This is a genomic window from Tolypothrix sp. VBCCA 56010 (assembly GCF_050875635.1).
GTDB lineage: Bacteria > Cyanobacteriota > Cyanobacteriia > Cyanobacteriales > Nostocaceae > Hassallia.
Genome location: NZ_JBPAOH010000002.1, coordinates 43,410 through 62,478, shown reverse-complemented (window position 1 = coordinate 62,478; position 19,069 = coordinate 43,410). Strand labels below are relative to the sequence as shown.

The window sequence follows — 19,069 nt, the reverse complement described above, 5'->3', positions numbered from 1 at the left end:
CATTACTTCACTTGACAATAATTAACTGATCTAGGTGAACAGTTATTTCATAATCAGAAAAATACTCTTCTGCTGCTTTCAGTAATTCAAATTTTGTGGGAAAACTTGACTCGGTTCCAAATGAACGAAAATCATCAACAACAATACACCTAATTTTGTGTTTGTGTTGAGCAAGTATTTTTATTTCTTCAATTCCTGGTTCTGGTATTTCTCCACATGCAGTTATCCCACCCGAAAAGTGACCATCTAGAAATACCAGCGCATCGTTAATTTCTTCACGCTTTAATAATTGAGGCAATACTTCTAAAGCATCTCCTTGAATAACTTCAACGTTTTTGTTATTAGATAAAAAACTTTTGGCAAGTTCTGCAAGTTCTTTATCAAGCTCAATTGTGTAGACTTGATTGAAAATGGGGGCACATCTTTTGGTGGTTACACCTAAATAAGTTCCAGTTTCGACAAAAACACTGGCGTTTGTTCTTTTTTTCAGGCTTTTAATCTGGCGAAATTTTGTATAGCTATGGGGATTTTTAAATTTGAATGATGCCAACAGATAAAGGTCTAATATGTGTCCGGCAATAGCTTGTATATCCTGATTTTGCTTGTTCATTTTTGGGCTGATAAATTCATTTATTAAGTTAATTTGTCGGCAGATACTGGCTGCAAAATCTTTAAATATTCACTGCTAATTTTCTGTCCATAATCATCCCAATCAAGAGATTTACGAGCTTGTGCTAAAGCATTATTCCCCATTTCAACTTGCTTATCTGGGTTGTCATATAACCAAATAATTTTTTCTTTGAGAGCTTCTACATCCCGAATAGGAACACAAAAACCATCAATGCCATCTCGCACAATATCCTCACCACCAGTATTAGTTGTATGAATAACTGGCAGTCCACAAGCCATTGCTTGCGGAATCACCATGCCAAAACCATCTTCAATCGAAGCCAGACAAAATACCGAGCATTGAGAGTAGAAAAAACGTAGTTGGCTTTGAGGGTGATTGCCTTTGAGAATAATGCGATCGCTTTGATATTTGGCTAAAAAAGGCTCGATTTCTAAAGAGATTGTACCCACCAGCCACAATTCAGCTTCGGGTAGATTCAACTCATAAAAAGCTTGCAATAAATACTGCACACCTTTACGCAGAGTTATACCACCACAGTGAATGACTCGAAAGATATTATCTTGTTTTAGCTCTGGATAAAATTCTGCTGTATTAGTCCCATAGGGAACGTGAATAAGTTTACTTTCTGGTATTCCTTGTTCTAAAAAAGTCCGCTTGACAAATACGCTGGGGATGGCAATTTTGTCTGTATCACTATATGATTGAATTTCTCTGTCGTATATTCCGGGATGAGTTTCTGTAAATTGCAGTCCCCACTTTTCATACTCCTCTTGGAGGATGGCTGTTTGGTACTGCATATGGCTGCTTCCACGTTCAATTATTGTTTTAGCGCCCATTTTTTGAGCGCGATACATAGACCAAAAACAACATCCCGACCATCCCACAAATATATCAAATCCTGGTGATAGAGCGCTAACAACTGAACGATCAAACTGTTCTAGAAACCATAGCTGTAAATTGCGATCGCCTTTAAGCCAACTAGGTACTCGCTGCCAACTTCGAGATAAAACTTCCCAATACAATAAAGAATTAATAAAAGATTTATCAATACCATATTTAGTAATTTCAAACGTTGGATAACTAGAAATTAATTTGTATAAATAACCTGACTTTTGCAATTGTTGGGCTAAGTTGAAGGCATGAAATCGCCCAAAGACTGAAACAGTAACTTTCATTTTTTAATTTTAATTTGTAATTTTCTCATAGCTATACCTTCTATGAGTGCAAAACCTTAGCGTCACTGGATGGAGAAGATTTCAATTGTTGATACAAGTTAGCAATTTCTGTGATTCTCTCAGCAATTTTATGTTTTAGTGCCTGATGATATCCTGCTTGAGCAAGAAATTTAATTTTTTCCGGGTTTTGTAAAAGATATGCAACTTTATTTCTTAATTCTTCAGGATTAGAAAAATAAACTGCTTCTTTATCTTCTACAAATAAATTCAATAATTCTCTACTTCGCTCGCTCAACATCAGCGTTTGTGTAGCCGGAATTTCAAAGGTTCTAATATTATGTCCCTCTTCATTTTGCGGACGTAAAATATTTAAACCCATTTTGGCAGAGCCTAAAATTTCCGGAATTTCTGCATAACTGCACATTCCCTGGCACAGATTTTTTAATGCAGGTTCTTGACAATGAGTATTCCAGTAATTAGACCCCCACAGCCCTAATTTATAATCAGCGATCGCTTTCAAATACTGCTCGCGTTTGCGACTAGCATCCCAATTACCGATAAACGCTACATCATAAGCTGGGTTACTCTGCTTTTTGGGAAAGTGATATTCAACATCGCTACAAAAAGGATGAAACACCGCCTTTTTGACATTATTTTCAGTTAACCGCTCAACTAATTCTCGGCTCCAGATTAAAGCTGCATCCCACAAGATTAACCCCCCCTTGACCCAGGAATTACTATGGGTGTGATGTGCATCTAGGGGATTATCTGTAAAAAAGACAAAGACTAAACCATGCTGCTGCAAAGCTTGTATGCTGCTAGGAGCAAGCAAATCTGGTGAAGTAACCACAGTTAAATCAGGCTGAAACTGATTGCCTATCTCAACTAATTTCTGATTTGCGGTTTTAGCTCGTAGTTGCCATGCAAGTCGCCAAGTTACTTTATCCCACAACAAACCGGAAACTAAGCTGGGTGCTGCTTCGTGCCAAGTGAAATGTTGAACTTTACAACCAAGTGCCGAAAATCCTCGTCCGTAAAGTTCCTCAGTACGACCTAATTCTAGCGTTTGTCCGACAATCAAAACTTTTTTCATTCAGCCACCTTATGCTTGAGGTAATTTAAAGCTTGTTTGAGTCCCTGGATATCTTCTTGATAGCTCCATTTTTGAATTTGTTTGAGGCTGATATCTCCAGCTGTTTGGTGGTCGATGCAAAAGCGAATTGCCTCTGCTAAATCCGTAATTTCTCCTACGGTAAAAATCCGTCCATTTTGCCCTTCCCTCACCAAATCAGGGGCACAACCAACGCGATCGCTAACAACAACAGCTTTGCCTGCATTCATCACTTCATTGATTGCCAATCCCCAAGGTTCAAAATTAGATGGTAAAACAAATACGTCACACAAATCGTAAATTGCAGGCATTTCTGATTGATTGCGAAAACCCAAAAAGCGAATTGACTGCCAATTTGTTTTTTTCGCTTCGGCTTCTAAAGTTAAGCGCAAAATGCCATCTCCCACAAATAACAAATAAGGTTTTGGTTCGATCCCATCAGATGAAAGCAAGCGATAAGCTGCAAGCAAATCTTGCGGACGTTTCACCTCAATCAGTTTAGCAGCGTAGAGAATAATCGGTCTACCAAAATCTAAATTAAGCGATCGCCGCAGTTCTTCACGGTTGGCACGCGCTAACATTACTCGCTGCTGAAAATAGTCATTGTCAACAGCATAAGGCACGCAAAACAGGCGATCGTCCTCAACACCATAGTTTTTATAAAATTGACGGTTGAGAGTTCCGATGTAGAGAAATGCCGCAATCTTCGGAAATAGCCAGTTCAAAAAAGCTCTTTTTGCCCTTTTTTTCAAAGGATGAGTTGGTTCCCCCAACCCGCTAGTTTCTCCCCGCAGCAACACTGGAATACCTAAGCGATTGGCTGCCAACACTACTTGGATGCTGCAAAGCCAAGACCATCCATGCACCCAAACAGCATCAAATTGTTTTTGTTTTAACTGTTTGCTAATATCTTTGGCTAGGGATTGTTGGGACATTTCTTGCTGCTTGCTACCCCAACAATTTAAAAAACAGTAATCATAACCTTCTATTAGTGGCACATCCCACTCAATTACACGTCCAAATCCCAAATCTTGATAAGGTTTTAAAGAAAAATCATTGTAGAAAAAAACTTTCAGTTCAATTTCTGGATCGGCGGCGATCAGTCGCAATAAAGGAGCTTGATATTGAATCGGATGAGAGACAAAGTAAGCAATACGCAGCATAAGTTAAAATTTTCATCTAAAAGTATGGGCATTGCAAAACAAATGATGATAAAAATTTCTTTTCATGATATTTTATTCATCTGGTTTTTAACGACTTCAAATTGAGTCTCATAATTCCATTTTTCCAAAATGCATTGCCGACCGCGATCGCCCATTTCTCGCATTTCAACCGGATGCTCTAAATACCACTTTAAAGCAGCAGCAATACTTTCTGGGTCTTCAGGATTACAAGCTAATCCGTAACCAGGTTCAACATACATTTGCTTCCAATCGGGTAAATCAGAAACTAGCAATGTTAAACCGCAAGCGAGGTAGTCAAAAGGCTTGTTAGAAGCACCCACCATGCGTTGCAGGTTAATATCTTGGCTACTTATCGGCATGAATGCCAGCCCTATATCACAGTCCAAGCTTTTTTGCAATAGTTCATATCTAGGCATAGCGCCAAGAAATTCTACTTGCTTGCCAATTCCCAATTGTTCAGCGATATCTCGCAATTTTTGTGTATAATTTTGATGACCTACTGTGTCATAGCCAATCACGCGCAATTTGACATTATCGGGCAGCATTACCAGAGCTTTTAATACGGTTGTTGGTAGTCGCGATGGCACGATGGAGCCGTGGTATAAAATTTGCAAATTATCACTTGGAGTAAATGAGCGCTTGGCGATCGCTTCAGCCTGAGTGGGACAATTCCAGACGCATAAAAGCTTGCTAGAAGCGTTGGTTTCTAAAGCAAACTGTTCTACCCGCTGTTGATTTGGCAAAATGCACATCTTCGCTTTGCTTGCCAACCATCTGCGAGTTGTCAAACAAAAGCGAATAAAAAAGCTTGAAGATGTATCGTTTGGCGAGTCATGTTCGTGATAAATAACGCTGGCACTCAGTATAAAACTTAACAGCAAAGCCACAGGGCAAGATAACAAATCAGAGGCATATACCCATCGCGGTTGTCGGCGTAATGTTTCAATTAACACCCAAAGACAAAATTGCAGATAATGCAATTTCTGTCGCCAACCAGACGAACAATAGGGCATTAGTTGTACAGTGATGTTGGGATGGGGTGGAAAACACAAAGCATCTGTTCCCAGCGCTTTTGTACCGAGAAAAAGTACCTCCCAGCCATCAAGTGCTAGTATGCAAGAACTTTGTTGAAGGGGTGGGTATCCGGCTGGATTTGTATATTGAATGTATAAAATTTTCATACTTTAGTATGTCATTGCAAGTGAAACGAAGTGGAACGTAGCAATCGCAAGGACTATAGGACTAATATTTGATTTGGGAAAACATACGTAGGGTCCGGCTTAAAGGGGTGTGGACGTTCCTCCCCCTTTAGGGTCCATTGTGTTAGACGAGAGTACGGCACCATTATTAAGGCTTTGGTGCGTTAGAACCGAGAGTACGGCACCCTACAATACCTAATTTTTTTCATAAATAAAACCGGATTCCTATATAACAACTTGAAATTTCGTCGCATAGTTAAGTTGATTTGTGTCTACCTACTTATGTACTAAGATTAATTAGCTTTAAAATTTCCCAAACTCGACTCTCCCAACTCCAATTTTGTGCTAGCCTTTCTCTGGTTTTTAAAGCAGATTCAAAAGAAATATAACGATTTTTCCATAATTCTTCCCAAATTAACTGCAATTTATCCTGACTATCCGTATAGTCAATTGGTATTACTAAATTCTCACCAAATATCTTTTCAAATTCTGGCTCTTTAGGAGCTTGACCAAGAATCACTGTGCCACTGGCAGCAGCTTCAAACCATCTACAAGTAATTGGACTAAATGTCAGAACCCTTTTAGGATTAGTTACCTCTACAGCCCATGAGAAGGTAAAAAAACTGTGTGCCAGATGCCATGCGTATTGTCTGTAATTTTCGCAAGGATCTAGCTGCGGTTGAAGACCAGTGGTAGTTGTGTATTCATAATACTTGTCAGTTTGCAAACAATATTCTTTGACGCTTTGATGAACATTGTCTAAGCGACGACCATACGCAGAAAAACTAATTAATTTTTCTTCTTTGGCAACTGGTTTAAACCTGTCAAGCTTCACACCTTGAGCCACAGCATACCATTTGTGTTGGGTTTGTTCCTCCAAAAACGAAAGCGCTCCATGAAAAGAAGTGATGGCAAGATCCCATTTTGCCGACTGTAAGACCCGACGAATTGAAGGTAGTTGTCCCTCAAAAGTATCAAATATGTAAAGGATTTTAACTCCAACATGTCTATCCCAATTTTTGAATAAATCGAGAGGGAAGTTTTCGGGACCCATGAGTAGAACCCAAAGAACATCTGCTTTCAGGTCAGACTCAATTTTGGGAATAAATTTTCGCAATTTAGCATATCGAGTTCCATGTCCAATGCGGTCTTCAATCAACTTTGGTAATTTTCGCTTTGGCATCTCTACTCTTTTTGCATTTGTTATGCGAACTATCTCCTCTTCAAAATCTCTCAGCATTCCATATTCAAAACCGTTGAGAGCAGGATCGGTAAGTACAATATGTTGTAAGTTCATTGTGCTTGGATCGTCAGGCATCAAAGTAGAGCATAATAGACCAACTATATTTAACTACAATCTGTGCTGCCAGCTAAAGTAGATTTCCTCAAAAATGTCATCTAACGATCTGGTGAGGTTCCACTCTGGAAAATCAGCCTGCATTTTGCTCAAATCACTGATGTAGCAAATGTGATCTCCCTCGCGATTTTTATCTACATATTCATAGTTCATCTTCTTGCCACTAAGAGTAGCAATTCGTTCAAAAGCCTCTAAAATTGAGCAACTGTTTTGCCTACCACCACCTAAGTTATAAACCTCAGCACAACGGGGATTTCCCCAAAAGGCATGAATAAATCTGGCTACATCTAGGGAATGAATGTTATCCCTTACCTGTTTACCTTTGTATCCATAGATGCGGTAAAGTTTACCTTCTAAATTGCACTTAATTAGATAACTAAGAAATCCATGTAATTCAACACCGCTATGATTTGGTCCTGTGAGACAGCCACCACGCAAGCAACATGTTTTTATACCGAAATAACGTCCATACTCTTGTACTAAAACATCAGCAGCTACCTTTGAAGCTCCGAAAAGACTATGTTTACTTTGGTCGATGGGGAAGTCTTCAGCAATGCCATTGTAGTAATAGGGATCGTTATAGTCCCAACGGGTATCTAACTCCTTTAAAGGGATAGTATTGGGTCGATCGCCATAAACTTTATTGGTACTCATGTGAATGAACACTGCTTCTTTCCCGTGCTTATTAACTGCTTCTAGAAGGTTGAGAGTACCAACAGCATTAACATCAAAATCATCGAATGGTCGAGATGCTGCTAGATCATGGCTGGGTTGAGCAGCAGTGTGAACTAGCATGTCCGGTTTTAAGGACTTTATGCAATTGAGAATTCCCTGGCGATCGCGAATATCAAGTTCAACATGCTGAAAGTTCTGGTGTGTCTCTAAAAGACGTTTTTGGTTCCAGCGGGTATCACCACCAGGACCGAAAAAATCTGCTCGTTGATTGTTGTCAATACCATAAACTTGCCATCCTTCTTTGCAGAAGTAGTCAACAACTTCTGAACCAATTAAACCAGAAGAACCTGTCACAAGTAATTTATTCATTTTTTTGAATGTAATTCTGTTTTAGCTTTATTGTGGAATTAGTTACTCATTGCAGACAATTGCAGTTTATAAATTAGTTCTGACAGTTTTAACTCATCTGCATTGTTGAATAGCCCACTGTCGATGATTATCAAGCAAGACAATTTTCCACTTATAAGTCCCGCAAAACTCTTTCACAGCCTGAGAAACGCCATAATGAATATGGCTAGTATCCTCTTGCCAATCATCTCCAGTAATCAGTCCCCCTGATTTTGTCTTGTCTCGAAGTATTTCTAACTCAAGCTTTGTATGTTCATATTCGTGGGATGAATCGAGATAAGACCAGTCAAGATAACCGTCTGGTAAAGTCCCCAAATACTTTAAGTCATCCCCTACATGCACGGTAACATTTGTTTTTGCGCTGTACTTTTCAATAATCATCATTGCATTGGCATAAGCATCTCTGGTTTTCAGACGACCATAATCTGTATATTCCCCCCAATTCGGATAATATTCACCAAATTGAGTCCACCACACATCAATAAGATGTAATTCTCGCGGTCTTACTATCTCAAGAATTTGTTTTGAAAATTCGCCTTTGAAAACTCCTAATTCCACCCCAACAGATTCTCTTGGCACTATTTGCAAAAACTTTTCTCGGTGAGAGTAAACCCTGCGATTGCTCCCGGACATCTTATATAAAAGATTTCGTGTAGAATTGCGTGCTAGGGTAAAGTGTCTCATAGACTTGTACCTATTTGATTTTTTTTTATGCAAAATTGGCTCGAATTAAAAGCAAAGCGCGATCGCAATTAGGCGGGCGCGATCGCGCGATCGCACTCTAATTTTCCAATACCTGACGGTATATCTCTGTACATCGCTGAATCTGTAGTTATAGCAGATATTTAATTAAAATAGTTACGAATAATTTACTTAAGCACTAGCTTGATTTTGCCAATTGGCAATTTCTTGCAAAGCTTGCCTAATACCTTTTTGCGTTGCCGCATAAAAACGGCATCTTCTTGCACCATATCGCAGACGTAAATATAGCAAATATATCTTTGACGATCTCATGTTTGGCTGAGGTGGCAGTTTTCCTCGGAGATACTCTAAAATAATTTTTGAGTAATGTATTCCTTCTGTTAAACGCACTAGATAATCTTCTTCAAGACGACTAGATGGTATCAAGTGAGTTAACTTCAAAGATGTAAATTCTCCTGTGCCCAAGCCCATATCGCAAGCTGTATATGCTAAATCAAAGTCTCCACAGGATATTAACTGCTTACCCTTGCGATCCAAATCTACCCGTCTGGGATCGTTACAAACGAGTTCCAGATACTTCTGGGCAACATCCTTACGAACACAAAGTCCTGCTCCACAAGGAGTTGTTTCGTATTCATGTATCAAATTCGACCATTTATCTTGAAAAAATTCTCGACAAGCTAGAGATTGTAGGAAATTTTTTAAATCTGGCTTTATCCATTCAGGAGGTTCCTCTTCTAATTCAGGTATTACTTGCCCACCCCAAGCACCAATGATTGAGAAATCTTTGCTAATTTTTAAAGCGACTGCTAAATAATCTGGATCTAAAACGTTGTCATCATCAACAAAGACTAAAGTTTCAGCTACTGCCTCTTTAATACCCCGTAATCGAGCAGGAGTTAAACCTAATTCTTCTTCTCTAATGTGACGAGATTTAGAATGCCAGGTTAAATCAATTTCCTCAGAAAGAGGTTGAGCGCTGGCATTATCAATAAGTAAAAGTTCCCATAAATCTGTTGGCAAAGTTTGTTTATTCAGTGCTTGTAATACTTTTTCAAGATAATCACGTCTAGGGTTATGGGTGCAGATAATAACGCTGATGGCTGTTTTCATTAGATATCTTTGATTTTTTTATCGCTGGAATTGTTATTACTACGATCTTTAACCCATTGAATATAATCATCAGATACTACTAAAAAATTAGTTTTTACTAAATAGTTCACATCTTCAAATTTACAAGCAGTGTCTTGTTTTATATTAATATCCGGATCGCGTTGCAATTTTTCTAAATACATTTTATATTCATGATCCGCTGATTGTAGGTATCTTTTTGTTTCTACGGCTTCCTTAACCTTTTGATAAAAAAAACTTGTAAATGGATAATGTAGAAGGACACCTGTAAAATCAGCTATCCGCGCATTTTTGACATGATGAAAGTATACAAAAGTATGAATTTTACTGTCAACAAAAACTAAGGCTGCTTTTGTTAAGCCATTGTTAGTGCCAAACAATGTTTTACGAATACCACCCCAATGGAAATTAATATTTTTATTTAACAATTCTCCATAGTGATACGTTTCTTTTTGAATATTAGAAATATCGTAATATATGTATCTCTCTTTAAGAGAATCATTTATTCCGCTTGTCAAATTAGCTAGACTAATATCTGAGAATAAATCCAGCATTTGTAAAACAACAGCAGTATATTTATTATTATTAAGATAATTCAAGAGGGCGCTTAAGTTAATCAAGTCAGAAAACGGATAGTCAAAAAGTTCGTCAATATCTGAAAAAAGATTCCATTTATTTTTAGAAAAACGATATACTAAATACCTCTTCATTACAGTTTCATATTTTTTATAAGGACATTTTGTTTCCAGAATGGTGACGTTTTCATATTGAGAAGCAATGGCAATACTGTTGTCAGTTGAATCATTAAACAGAAAAACTATGTGCTTAACTTTCAATTTTAAGTAATGTTCAATGAATGACTTTACATACATTTCTCCATTTCTGACAACACAAAGCACTATCAATTCATCATTTGCATAATTGATTTTTTTCAGACCAGAAATGTGTTTGATATTATTTCGTAAAATTAGGGGACGAATATAATATTCATGAATTTTTGCATTGATATGTAGAAGTTTATAATATATTAAACGTAGCTTTTCCAAAAACCATTGACTTATAGCAGATTTAAAAATACTAAATACTGACATAATTACCTGAGGAGTGAAAAAATAAGTGCGATTGAGTTTTACCTACATAGTTAGGCGTATCTTTTCCAAAAACCATCGCTTTGCAGTAGATTTGAGCACGTTAAAGAGTAACTTGATTACTTTGAATGAATGATTGCACTTAAGTGCTTCTCGAATTTGAGCAGTTGCAGCTGATGTGTTGCCTTCAGTTAAGTACTGGGGAACGACAGAGTAGAGAGTGTAAAGCGCCCAATTTTCTCTAGCTTTGTTGGCTATTTGGTTAGCTTTTGAGGTGGGAAGGTATGATTTAAAAATATTTATAGCTCTACGTGAATCTCTCAGATTCTCAGCAGTACACATATAACGTCCAGTGTTAGATCCTGAATGTTTTCGATAAACTGCTAATGGCTCAATCTCATACCAAATTGGAAAGCGGGCAGCGATTCTTACCCACATTTCCCAATCCTCAGTCCAAGATAATCGACTGTCAAACCCTCCAAGTACTTCATATACTTTTCGTCGCACTACAATTGATGGCGTTTGAATCTGTTGAAAGCTGGCAATGCGCTCCAAAAAATTACTCATAACTCCACTTTCAGGCTGTTCTAATCCGGAGATAGTTTGGAAATTGCCATGCTCATCTATGAAAATGTGGCGGCAAAAAGCAGCACCAATGTTGGGGTTATCTTCAAAAGCTCGTTGCATTTTGCGATAAAAGCCATCTTGCACATAATCGTCACCATGTAGCTGATGAATTAATTTTCCGCGCGATCGCTTCAAGCAAGTTTCAAAATTTTTCGTATGACCTACATTATATGGTTGCCGATAAAATCCAACACGTCCCTGACCGAGTTCTTCAACAACTGCTTGGGGATCGTCTTTGGTAGAACAATCGTCAATTACCTCAATCTGCATCACTTCAGCACCAGGATCTTGAGCTAACACACTCTTCAAGGTTTCGCGCAAATACTTTGCACAATTATAGGTAGGAATCATTACAGACCAAAGAGGACTTGGTGTTCCTTCTGGAACTGGTGGAATCGTAGCCCGATAAGGATGTTGTTCGCTCATTCTAATTAACGTATCAAGCTTGCTCAGAAGAGAAAAAAGATATCTCAGTAGACCACTGAGCCTTAGTTAAAATTTTGCAGTGGCTGGGAAGACCAGGATTACCTGTACCAAAAAAGTCACCTCCGTCTACAGTTACAGTTGCTGCATCTTCAATCCAATCGAGTAATTCTTGATCTGCATGTGATAAATATATTGAAACTCGATAAAAGCTGTTAACTAAAGGTAAGTTGTTGATTCCGCAAATAATATATCCTTTTTCCGGGTCTATAGTCAGATTACTATTTGTAAAGTTAGTTCTTAATAAGATAACTCGAATACCTTTGTCATCAAAGAAATCAAGGCTGACTACAACATTATTGATACGTTCTTTTGTATAATTTAAATAACCTATTTCAAAATAATAATTTTTACCTGATTGTAAGGTATTTTCTTCTGTACCTTCCTGATTTAACACTCTAAAACTAGCAGATTTTACTTTTCCAGAGCCGCTACGATCTTTTCTTTCAATTAAAGGCATTTGAGCAACGTTATAAGACTTATCCAGATAAATTCTGATAGCTTCTTCGGCGTCACTATCTACGTACAAAGTGCCAGATTCTAACAAAATACCGCGACTGCATAAGTAGCTCACCGTACTCATGTTGTGACTGACAAACAAAACTGTACGTCCTTCTCTACCAACCTCTTCCATTTTCCCCAGGCACTTTTGCTGAAAGCGGATATCTCCCACTGCCAGTACTTCATCTACAATTAAAATCTCTGGTTCAAGATGGGCAGCGACTGCAAAGGCAAGACGCACGTACATTCCAGAGGAATAACGCTTGACTGGTGTATCTAAAAACTTTTCTACTTCTGCAAAAGCGACAATTTCATCAAACTTCTTGACGATCTCAGCTTTGCTCATGCCCAAAATAGCACCGTTGAGATAAATGTTTTCCCGTCCAGTTAATTCTCCATGAAAACCTGTTCCTACTTCCAACAGACTGGCTACTCGTCCAAAAATGGAAATTCTGCCAGTAGTTGGTTCGGTAATACGGCTCAATATTTTTAATAAAGTTGATTTGCCTGCACCATTACGACCAATGATACCAACGCGATCGCCTTGTTTGATTTCAAAAGAAATATCTTTGAGTGCCCAAAAATCTTCAGATGTTGGTGAGGAGTCTTTATATGTAGAAAAATTTAATAGTTTGTCACCGAGAGATTTGGCTCCATAAACCAAAGCATCTCTTAAAGTTGAATGTTTCTCTTGCTGCTGATGACCGATTATATATTTTTTGCTCAGGTTTTCAACCCGAATCACAGTATCTGACATCTCTATCCTTGTCTTAAATTACACTAATGCTCGGTCTGCTTACCTTTAATAATAATTATAAGTTAAGTAGTATTTCAGTAATTTGGGTTGCTGCATCACCATTTCCATAAAGTTTAGGGCATTCAGATGGTCGCGTGAAGTTTGCAATCGATTTACTTAAATTTTCCGGTTGTACTAATTGATTCCAGCCGATATCTACAGTTTCTTTCCATTCAGTTTCATTTCGCAGAGTAAAGCAGGGACGCCCAAAAATATAAGCCTCTTTTTGTATACCTCCAGAATCGGTAATTATACAACGGCAGGCACTTTCTAACGCTAGCATATCAAGATAACTAACTGGTGGTATTGCCACAATTGAGTCAGCAGCCAGATAATGACTCAATTCCATTTTGTCAATTTGAGCTTGGGTTCGAGGATGGATCGGAAAAACAACCGGATGATCCAGTTTCGTGAAACTGTCGAGGATATAACTCAGACGCACGCGATCGTCTGTATTGCTGGGTCGGTGAACAGTAGCAAGGTAAAATTCATTCAGGCTCAACTGATGTCTTGCGAGAATATCAGATGTTTGTTTCGCTTTAGCCTGATACTGCAAAATAGCATCCATCATTACGTCTCCAACTAAGTGAACTCCTTGAGAAATCCCCTCGTTTTCAAGACATTGAACTGCCAGATTTGTCGGAGCAAAAAGAAGTTGTGCAAGATGATCGGTTACAACCCGATTAACTTCTTCAGGCATTTGCCGATTAAAGCTTCGCAGTCCAGCTTCTATATGTGCTATTGGTATATGCAGCTTGGCAGCAACCAAAGCACCTGCTAATGTTGAATTCGTATCTCCGTAAACGCACATCCAATCAGGTTTATCATCAAGCAATTCCTCTATTTTCTCCATCATTCTACCTGTCATTGCTGAATGATTCAGGCTATGAATGTTTAAGTGATATTGGGGCTGAGGCAAGTTTAAATCTTGAAAAAATATATCGGACATTAATGAATCAAAGTGCTGCCCTGTATGAATAATAATTTCGTTTATTCCAGCACGTTGAAAAGCAGAACTGACTACAGATGCTTTAATAAATTGTGGTCTTGCACCCAATATAGTAACGATTTTCATAAGTCCTTTTTAATATACTTGTAATATTGCATTTTTATTTTTTTCTGTTGAAACGTTTGCCGGACGATCAGCTTACTAATATACTTTAAGTGATTCCAAATAACTCTAGCTACACGTAACTTCGACTGCCCAAACATCCGACTGCTTAATTCGGCTGGATACTCGACAATTTTATATCCACGCAACATCGCTTCAGCTAAAATCTCTACAAGACCGAGAAATCCTGGATAAGTAATTGGTACTGTCTCTAGAACTTCACGACGATATGCTCTAAACATAGCTGTATAGGTATAAAGCTTTTGTGGCAATACAAGTCTGTAAAGCAGTGATAACCCTTTACTGAGAAATAGACGCCAACCCGGAACATTTTTTACCCGACCTTTGGGATGATATGGAGATGCTGTGACAATATCAACATTAGCACGCATCAAATCTAGAACCTCAATCAACTGTTGGGGATCGTAAGTGCAATCACTATCGATTGTGCAAACAATATCATTTATAGAGTATACTAATCCTGTTTGTATGGCTGCCGAGAGACCTTTGTTTTTCGGATGGCGGATTATTTGGGCAATTTGTCCAAAATATTGCTCTAACTTGAAAAAAGTATCGTCTGTACTACCATCGTCAACTAAAATAAGTTCGACTGACCTAGTTAAGCGCAGCTTTGTCAATACTGGCATTAGTTTTTTCTTTAAAGATTCAATTCCTTCAGACTCATTAAAGCAGGGAACTATAATGCTTATCGATTGTCTATTTTCTGTTATTTCCAACTCCAAAGGTTGTAAATGCATATTTTTGCCTCCTAATAGCAAGTTGTGGTATATAGCGAACGTTCCGAAGAATATTTAATTGTTATTTATTTTTTCACCCACAGGTGTTGAGCGATCGTTCAACTAGTTGATAATCGAGTCAAATAGTTACAAAAAACTTGAATTAAATTAAAAAATCTATATCTTTTCTCCGAAGAAGGTGAAAAATTTGAAATCAAAGTCCGCATATAGAAAAAGCAAGATCCCCGACTTCTTAAAGAAGTCGGGGATCTGAAAGGGTTGATTACCCACAGTCGCTAAAAAGCCTTCAGATATGAGCGGTAAACCGCTCACCCTCCGCTCCTCGCCAGTCGCTCATGGGGAGCCAGTGCCGTGGGCGGGTTTCCCGACTTGAGGCATCTGGCGTGGAGACCACGGCAGGTGCTTCAAGTCGGCATCGCCGCCCAACGCACTGCCTCCCCTTGGCGCTAGCCTCTCCCTTTGGGAGAAGACCGCGCTGGCTCACTACGACGATATTTTACGTTTAATTTCGCCCACTTACTTATGCACGAGCAAAGGCAATCTTATCAGCCGCGAATTTTCTCACAAACTTCATTTCTCCACTTTTCACATCGACACTAAATAGAGAATTGATTTTCTCATCAGTGGGGTTAGCAAGGGCAAATACTTCACCGGATCTAGAAACGGCTAGGCTGAGTAAATCATTTTCCAAAGGTTTACCGTCATATTTCAATTCCGACAGTCTGATAATTTTTCCTCTACCGCTAACGATCGCCTTATTTTCTAAGTCCACCTGTACGAGAGTTGTACCACCTTGCGAACTGAGAAGGGTTGCGTAAATTGTACCATCTGGGGCTTGGGCAAGGTTGCTAAATCGCAGGTTCGCTGCAAGTATTGGTAGATCGTCACTATAATTTAATTTGCCGGAGTTCAAGTCCAAATTTACCAAATCAAAAGGGGGAGTGCCTTCATTGAGGCTAACTACACCGAGAAAGTTGTTTTCTTTGATTGCTACTAAACTTTCAAGCGTGCCATTTACTCTTCTGAATCCTGATACTCTTAGAGCTCTTAGAGGTCTAGTAGACTTAGCATCAATAAGTATGATGCGATTGAAATTACCCGTTTTTGTAGATGCAACAGAGACAATAACGAATGAACCATCGGCTAAGGGAGTCAAAGCAGTTAACCGCTCGCTAGGCTCGGTATATAAGGCTTTATTCGCAGTCTCAATCAGCGTATCCAGGTTGTTAAGATTTATACTTGGTAGTTGAATGGTTGCCAGATCCCTACCACTCACTAAGTCGGAACTAATTAGGGTTACTGCTGGGCTAATGTTGACATCGATGAGTTCTCCAATCTTGATGCCGATGTTGATAATGCTGCTGCTACTGGTAAGACTCACCCCATAAATAATTGATTCTGCTTGCTGTGCAACGGTCTTACCTGCGAAGTTGCCGATCGCACTCAAGGCTGCACTTAAGATCGCTATCTGCCCAAATCTTCGTCGTCTGATTCTCAAATTCATTTTCTATCCACTCCTGTGCTATAGCAATAAGCAATGCGTCAAGGAAGAGTTCTTGAAAGGGTAAAGGGAAAAGGTGTAAGAAATAAAGAGTTTTATTTTATTTTTTCATGCGGATTTTTCTTTACATGAACCCCTTTTTTCCTTTCCCCTTTTAAGAACTCTTGGTCATATTGTTAAGGGACAATTATGCCTGCTCCTGGAGTCTGAGGTTTAGCTCCCATATCTGCAAAGACGTTGACAGCAATTTGTTTGGCGCGGTTATCTTCTCTGGCTGGAGTGATGCGATCGCTATCTAATCCCCACATCCACTGATTGGAGCCGGTGGAAAATACTTTGGCTCCACTGGCGGCGGTGTAGCGGACTGCATGAGATACTTGTGTATTAGTTCCTGTGGGCAAATCCTCATCCACATTAGTTGGGCTAACTGTGGACTGTCCCAGAATCACCAAACCACTTGGAGCGGCACCGTTGTTGACAACCGCATCCCACTCAAAAGCGACCAACTGAGTCAATTTGCTACCGTTGGTCAGATTGGTGTTGGCGTAATATGGGTCTGAACTATTGGCAACTACAAAGTCGTAGCCACTGTAGCTATTGGTGCTGCCGTTCGGATCGCCCCAAGTGTAATACAAGTCATCGCGATCGCCTGTGTACATAATTCCCAGCAATGCGTTTTCTGGTCGGTTGTTCTGGGTACTTCTCCACTTATTTGTCGGCGCAACCGTATCTGCCGTGTTTTTGTAACATGCCATAACTCGGTTGGCTTGCCCTCCATTTGAATTTTCAAAGCGCACCCGCCAATAAGCAGTATTGGATGAGAAAAATGCCAAGTTGATTTTAGAACTGCGGGCTTGTTCAACAGCATTGCGCTGTTCTAACGACCAGTACTCGTCATGACCAACCGATAAAAATACTTTGCGCCCCTGTAATATTTGCGAGTTGGTCTGAAAGTCGATATTTGTGATATAAGAAACGTCATAACTTTGAGACTCCAACCAACGCACCATATTGCGTTCCCAAAGAGTCATTTGGTTGTAGTGATGCCATTCAGAGGTGGTCATTGACAGCGGGCGATCGCTAGAAACCTTGTATCCTCTTTGACCGCCGACACTCTGATATGCGTAGGTGCTGTAACCACCAGTGTTATTGTATGCAAAGTAGGTAGTAAAGCTGCTTTGAAAGACAATATCTGAGTTTCTGCTGTCGTCGCGGACAACAAACCACACCTGTGACTGCTTACCTGTTGCCTGTTGTGTTAATTTGGCAACATACAGCCCGCTCGTCCAGTTATTGCCGACAGCAACAGTATAGGAGGTTGACCAGTTCGTAGCTTCATATAGCTTGGTAGCTGAGTCTGTAAGTGTCAAGGCAGGTTGGGTGATGCCACTGAGCGAGCCGCTGCTAACTATCAGTCGTCCTCCATTGCCTTGGTAGTAACCCAAGCGGTAGATATCGATTGTAAATTGTCCGGGCTGTGCGAGGGAAACCTTGATTGGCAGCGAACCACCCTTATTGACGCTAGTTGCTGTAGCATAGCCGACAATTTCATTACTAGTAGACTGGTTGGTGATTTTCCAGTTTGTAGTGCCCGGTTTTTTGTTTTCTAGATAAATAGGATTGGGGTTCTTTGGCTCCGCTAAGGCACTGAAAATAACCGTGCCAATGTTGGCGGCTGTTGCACTCACGGTATTATTTGTTGCAGGAGTTGTTCCCAAAGTCAGCACCGTGCTTGCCTTACCGTTGGCATCAGTTACGGCACTGGTGGGTGAAATAGTTCCTCCGCCATTAGTAACTGTAAAGTTGACTGTAACTCCCACTTGTGGATTGCCAGCAGAGTTTTTAACTTGGACAACCAATGGGTTGGGTAAGGCAGTTCCTACTGCTCCCTGTTGATTATCACCGCTGACTTTGGTGATACTAGCAGTCACTTGAGCAGTAAATACGATGTCGCGGAAATAGTTGGAACTCATGTAGGAATTTGTTGGCAAAGCATTCACATTGCCGTACACTCCATTAGAACCATCAGCAACTGAACTCACATCTCCATTTACCACCGAGCTTGCCAATCCTTGAGAGCTAATAACGAAATAGGTATTGGCAGTGTTAACGCTTACCACATAAGTAGTATTAGCGCTTATTGTCAGCGGAGAAGACAGAGCCTGCTGCTGCCAACCCGAAGCCGTCTCGTTGGCGAAAGTTGTACTTGCCAAAAGAGTATTTGATGCTGACCAGATTTTGCCAACATGAGTGCCACTCTCGCTGGGTGCTTTCCAAAAGCGAATCGCGACAATCTGACCATTCTGGGCACTTCGGAACTTCATTCCGAGTTCATATTCCACACCATCGGTGGCATTTGAGTTGCTAGGCTGTTGAGTTGTAAAGATGCTAACCATTTGTTTATTTGTTTAAAGGAAGGATTTTTTCTGTTAAGAAACTTTGTATTAGCTGACACTTTGCTTGGTTATATTAGGAAAAACTGTTTTAATTTTATATACAAATATCTAAGCATATATAGTGACTATATATTGCTTGAGTACAAACAAAATTGACAACGCAATAAATCGCTGATTATCTGCCAAGATCGAGTATTAGCTCTCCATTCTTATATCAGGCAAAAAGATAAGAAAA

Annotated in this window: 16 protein-coding genes; all 16 read right to left on the bottom strand. The window is 39.5% G+C overall.

Annotation, left to right across the window (positions count from 1 at the left end; genetic code table 11):
* Window positions 1-7: 7 nt before the first annotated feature.
* A complete protein-coding gene (locus tag AABK37_RS00930; RefSeq protein ID WP_432549742.1) occupies window positions 8-610 on the bottom strand; it encodes an rRNA adenine N-6-methyltransferase family protein in 603 nt (200 codons plus the stop codon).
* Window positions 611-633: 23 nt separating this feature from the next.
* Window positions 634-1,806, bottom strand: coding sequence for a glycosyltransferase family 4 protein (locus AABK37_RS00925; RefSeq protein ID WP_432549741.1), 1,173 nt, complete (start codon window positions 1,804-1,806; stop codon window positions 634-636).
* 40 nt (window positions 1,807-1,846) lie between these two features.
* The gene (locus AABK37_RS00920) at window positions 1,847-2,899 is read right to left on the bottom strand and encodes a CgeB family protein (RefSeq protein ID WP_432549740.1); all 1,053 of its coding nucleotides are present in this window, start codon (window positions 2,897-2,899) and stop codon (window positions 1,847-1,849) included.
* The gene (locus AABK37_RS00915; protein ID WP_432549739.1) at window positions 2,896-4,080 is read right to left on the bottom strand and encodes a glycosyltransferase family 4 protein; all 1,185 of its coding nucleotides are present in this window, start codon (window positions 4,078-4,080) and stop codon (window positions 2,896-2,898) included. Before AABK37_RS00915 ends, AABK37_RS00920 begins: the two co-directional genes overlap by 4 nt.
* A 62-nt stretch (window positions 4,081-4,142) precedes the next feature.
* Window positions 4,143-5,282 (bottom strand): glycosyltransferase, encoded by a 1,140-nt coding sequence (locus AABK37_RS00910; protein WP_432549738.1) that lies wholly within the window; start codon window positions 5,280-5,282, stop codon window positions 4,143-4,145.
* Window positions 5,283-5,580: 298 nt separating this feature from the next.
* Window positions 5,581-6,597, bottom strand: coding sequence for a glycosyltransferase (locus AABK37_RS00905; RefSeq protein ID WP_432549737.1), 1,017 nt, complete (start codon window positions 6,595-6,597; stop codon window positions 5,581-5,583).
* Window positions 6,598-6,651: 54 nt separating this feature from the next.
* A complete protein-coding gene (locus AABK37_RS00900; protein ID WP_432549736.1) occupies window positions 6,652-7,701 on the bottom strand; it encodes an NAD-dependent epimerase/dehydratase family protein in 1,050 nt (349 codons plus the stop codon).
* A gap of 93 nt (window positions 7,702-7,794) precedes the next feature.
* Window positions 7,795-8,319, bottom strand: coding sequence for a class I SAM-dependent methyltransferase (locus AABK37_RS00895; protein WP_432549735.1), 525 nt, complete (start codon window positions 8,317-8,319; stop codon window positions 7,795-7,797).
* Window positions 8,320-8,613: 294 nt separating this feature from the next.
* On the bottom strand, window positions 8,614-9,555 hold the full coding sequence (locus AABK37_RS00890) for a glycosyltransferase (protein WP_432549734.1): 942 nt from the start codon (window positions 9,553-9,555) through the stop codon (window positions 8,614-8,616).
* On the bottom strand, window positions 9,555-10,664 hold the full coding sequence (locus AABK37_RS00885) for a glycosyltransferase family 2 protein (RefSeq protein WP_432549733.1): 1,110 nt from the start codon (window positions 10,662-10,664) through the stop codon (window positions 9,555-9,557). The genes AABK37_RS00890 and AABK37_RS00885 overlap by 1 nt, the downstream gene beginning before the upstream one ends.
* 42 nt (window positions 10,665-10,706) lie before the next feature.
* Entirely contained in the window at window positions 10,707-11,714 is a 1,008-nt protein-coding gene (locus AABK37_RS00880; RefSeq protein ID WP_432549732.1) for a glycosyltransferase family 2 protein, read from the bottom strand.
* Between the two features lie 13 nt (window positions 11,715-11,727).
* Window positions 11,728-13,029: an ABC transporter ATP-binding protein gene (locus AABK37_RS00875; RefSeq protein ID WP_432549731.1), complete on the bottom strand. Its 1,302-nt coding sequence runs from the start codon at window positions 13,027-13,029 to the stop codon at window positions 11,728-11,730.
* Window positions 13,030-13,084: 55 nt separating this feature from the next.
* Complete coding sequence (wecB, locus tag AABK37_RS00870; RefSeq protein WP_432549730.1) at window positions 13,085-14,143, bottom strand: non-hydrolyzing UDP-N-acetylglucosamine 2-epimerase; 1,059 nt, start codon at window positions 14,141-14,143, stop codon at window positions 13,085-13,087.
* The gene (locus AABK37_RS00865; protein WP_432549729.1) at window positions 14,140-14,937 is read right to left on the bottom strand and encodes a glycosyltransferase family 2 protein; all 798 of its coding nucleotides are present in this window, start codon (window positions 14,935-14,937) and stop codon (window positions 14,140-14,142) included. Before AABK37_RS00865 ends, wecB begins: the two co-directional genes overlap by 4 nt.
* A 520-nt stretch (window positions 14,938-15,457) precedes the next feature.
* On the bottom strand, window positions 15,458-16,441 hold the full coding sequence (locus AABK37_RS00860; protein WP_432549728.1) for a hypothetical protein: 984 nt from the start codon (window positions 16,439-16,441) through the stop codon (window positions 15,458-15,460).
* Window positions 16,442-16,614: 173 nt separating this feature from the next.
* The gene (locus AABK37_RS00855; RefSeq protein ID WP_432549727.1) at window positions 16,615-18,834 is read right to left on the bottom strand and encodes a N,N-dimethylformamidase beta subunit family domain-containing protein; all 2,220 of its coding nucleotides are present in this window, start codon (window positions 18,832-18,834) and stop codon (window positions 16,615-16,617) included.
* Window positions 18,835-19,069: the final 235 nt, after the last annotated feature.

What these genes read in the sequence shown, in the direction of transcription:
- AABK37_RS00930 (WP_432549742.1), bottom strand. Translation starts at nt 610, where the DNA reads ATGAACAAGCAAAATCAGGATATACAAGCTATTGCCGGACACATATTA.
- AABK37_RS00925 (WP_432549741.1), bottom strand. Translation starts at nt 1,806, where the DNA reads ATGAAAGTTACTGTTTCAGTCTTTGGGCGATTTCATGCCTTCAACTTA.
- AABK37_RS00920 (WP_432549740.1), bottom strand. Translation starts at nt 2,899, where the DNA reads ATGAAAAAAGTTTTGATTGTCGGACAAACGCTAGAATTAGGTCGTACT.
- AABK37_RS00915 (WP_432549739.1), bottom strand. Translation starts at nt 4,080, where the DNA reads ATGCTGCGTATTGCTTACTTTGTCTCTCATCCGATTCAATATCAAGCT.
- AABK37_RS00910 (WP_432549738.1), bottom strand. Translation starts at nt 5,282, where the DNA reads ATGAAAATTTTATACATTCAATATACAAATCCAGCCGGATACCCACCC.
- AABK37_RS00905 (WP_432549737.1), bottom strand. Translation starts at nt 6,597, where the DNA reads ATGAACTTACAACATATTGTACTTACCGATCCTGCTCTCAACGGTTTT.
- AABK37_RS00900 (WP_432549736.1), bottom strand. Translation starts at nt 7,701, where the DNA reads ATGAATAAATTACTTGTGACAGGTTCTTCTGGTTTAATTGGTTCAGAA.
- AABK37_RS00890 (WP_432549734.1), bottom strand. Translation starts at nt 9,555, where the DNA reads ATGAAAACAGCCATCAGCGTTATTATCTGCACCCATAACCCTAGACGT.
- AABK37_RS00885 (WP_432549733.1), bottom strand. Translation starts at nt 10,664, where the DNA reads ATGTCAGTATTTAGTATTTTTAAATCTGCTATAAGTCAATGGTTTTTG.
- AABK37_RS00880 (WP_432549732.1), bottom strand. Translation starts at nt 11,714, where the DNA reads ATGAGCGAACAACATCCTTATCGGGCTACGATTCCACCAGTTCCAGAA.
- AABK37_RS00875 (WP_432549731.1), bottom strand. Translation starts at nt 13,029, where the DNA reads ATGTCAGATACTGTGATTCGGGTTGAAAACCTGAGCAAAAAATATATA.
- wecB (WP_432549730.1), bottom strand. Translation starts at nt 14,143, where the DNA reads ATGAAAATCGTTACTATATTGGGTGCAAGACCACAATTTATTAAAGCA.
- AABK37_RS00865 (WP_432549729.1), bottom strand. Translation starts at nt 14,937, where the DNA reads ATGCATTTACAACCTTTGGAGTTGGAAATAACAGAAAATAGACAATCG.
- AABK37_RS00860 (WP_432549728.1), bottom strand. Translation starts at nt 16,441, where the DNA reads ATGAATTTGAGAATCAGACGACGAAGATTTGGGCAGATAGCGATCTTA.
- AABK37_RS00855 (WP_432549727.1), bottom strand. Translation starts at nt 18,834, where the DNA reads ATGGTTAGCATCTTTACAACTCAACAGCCTAGCAACTCAAATGCCACC.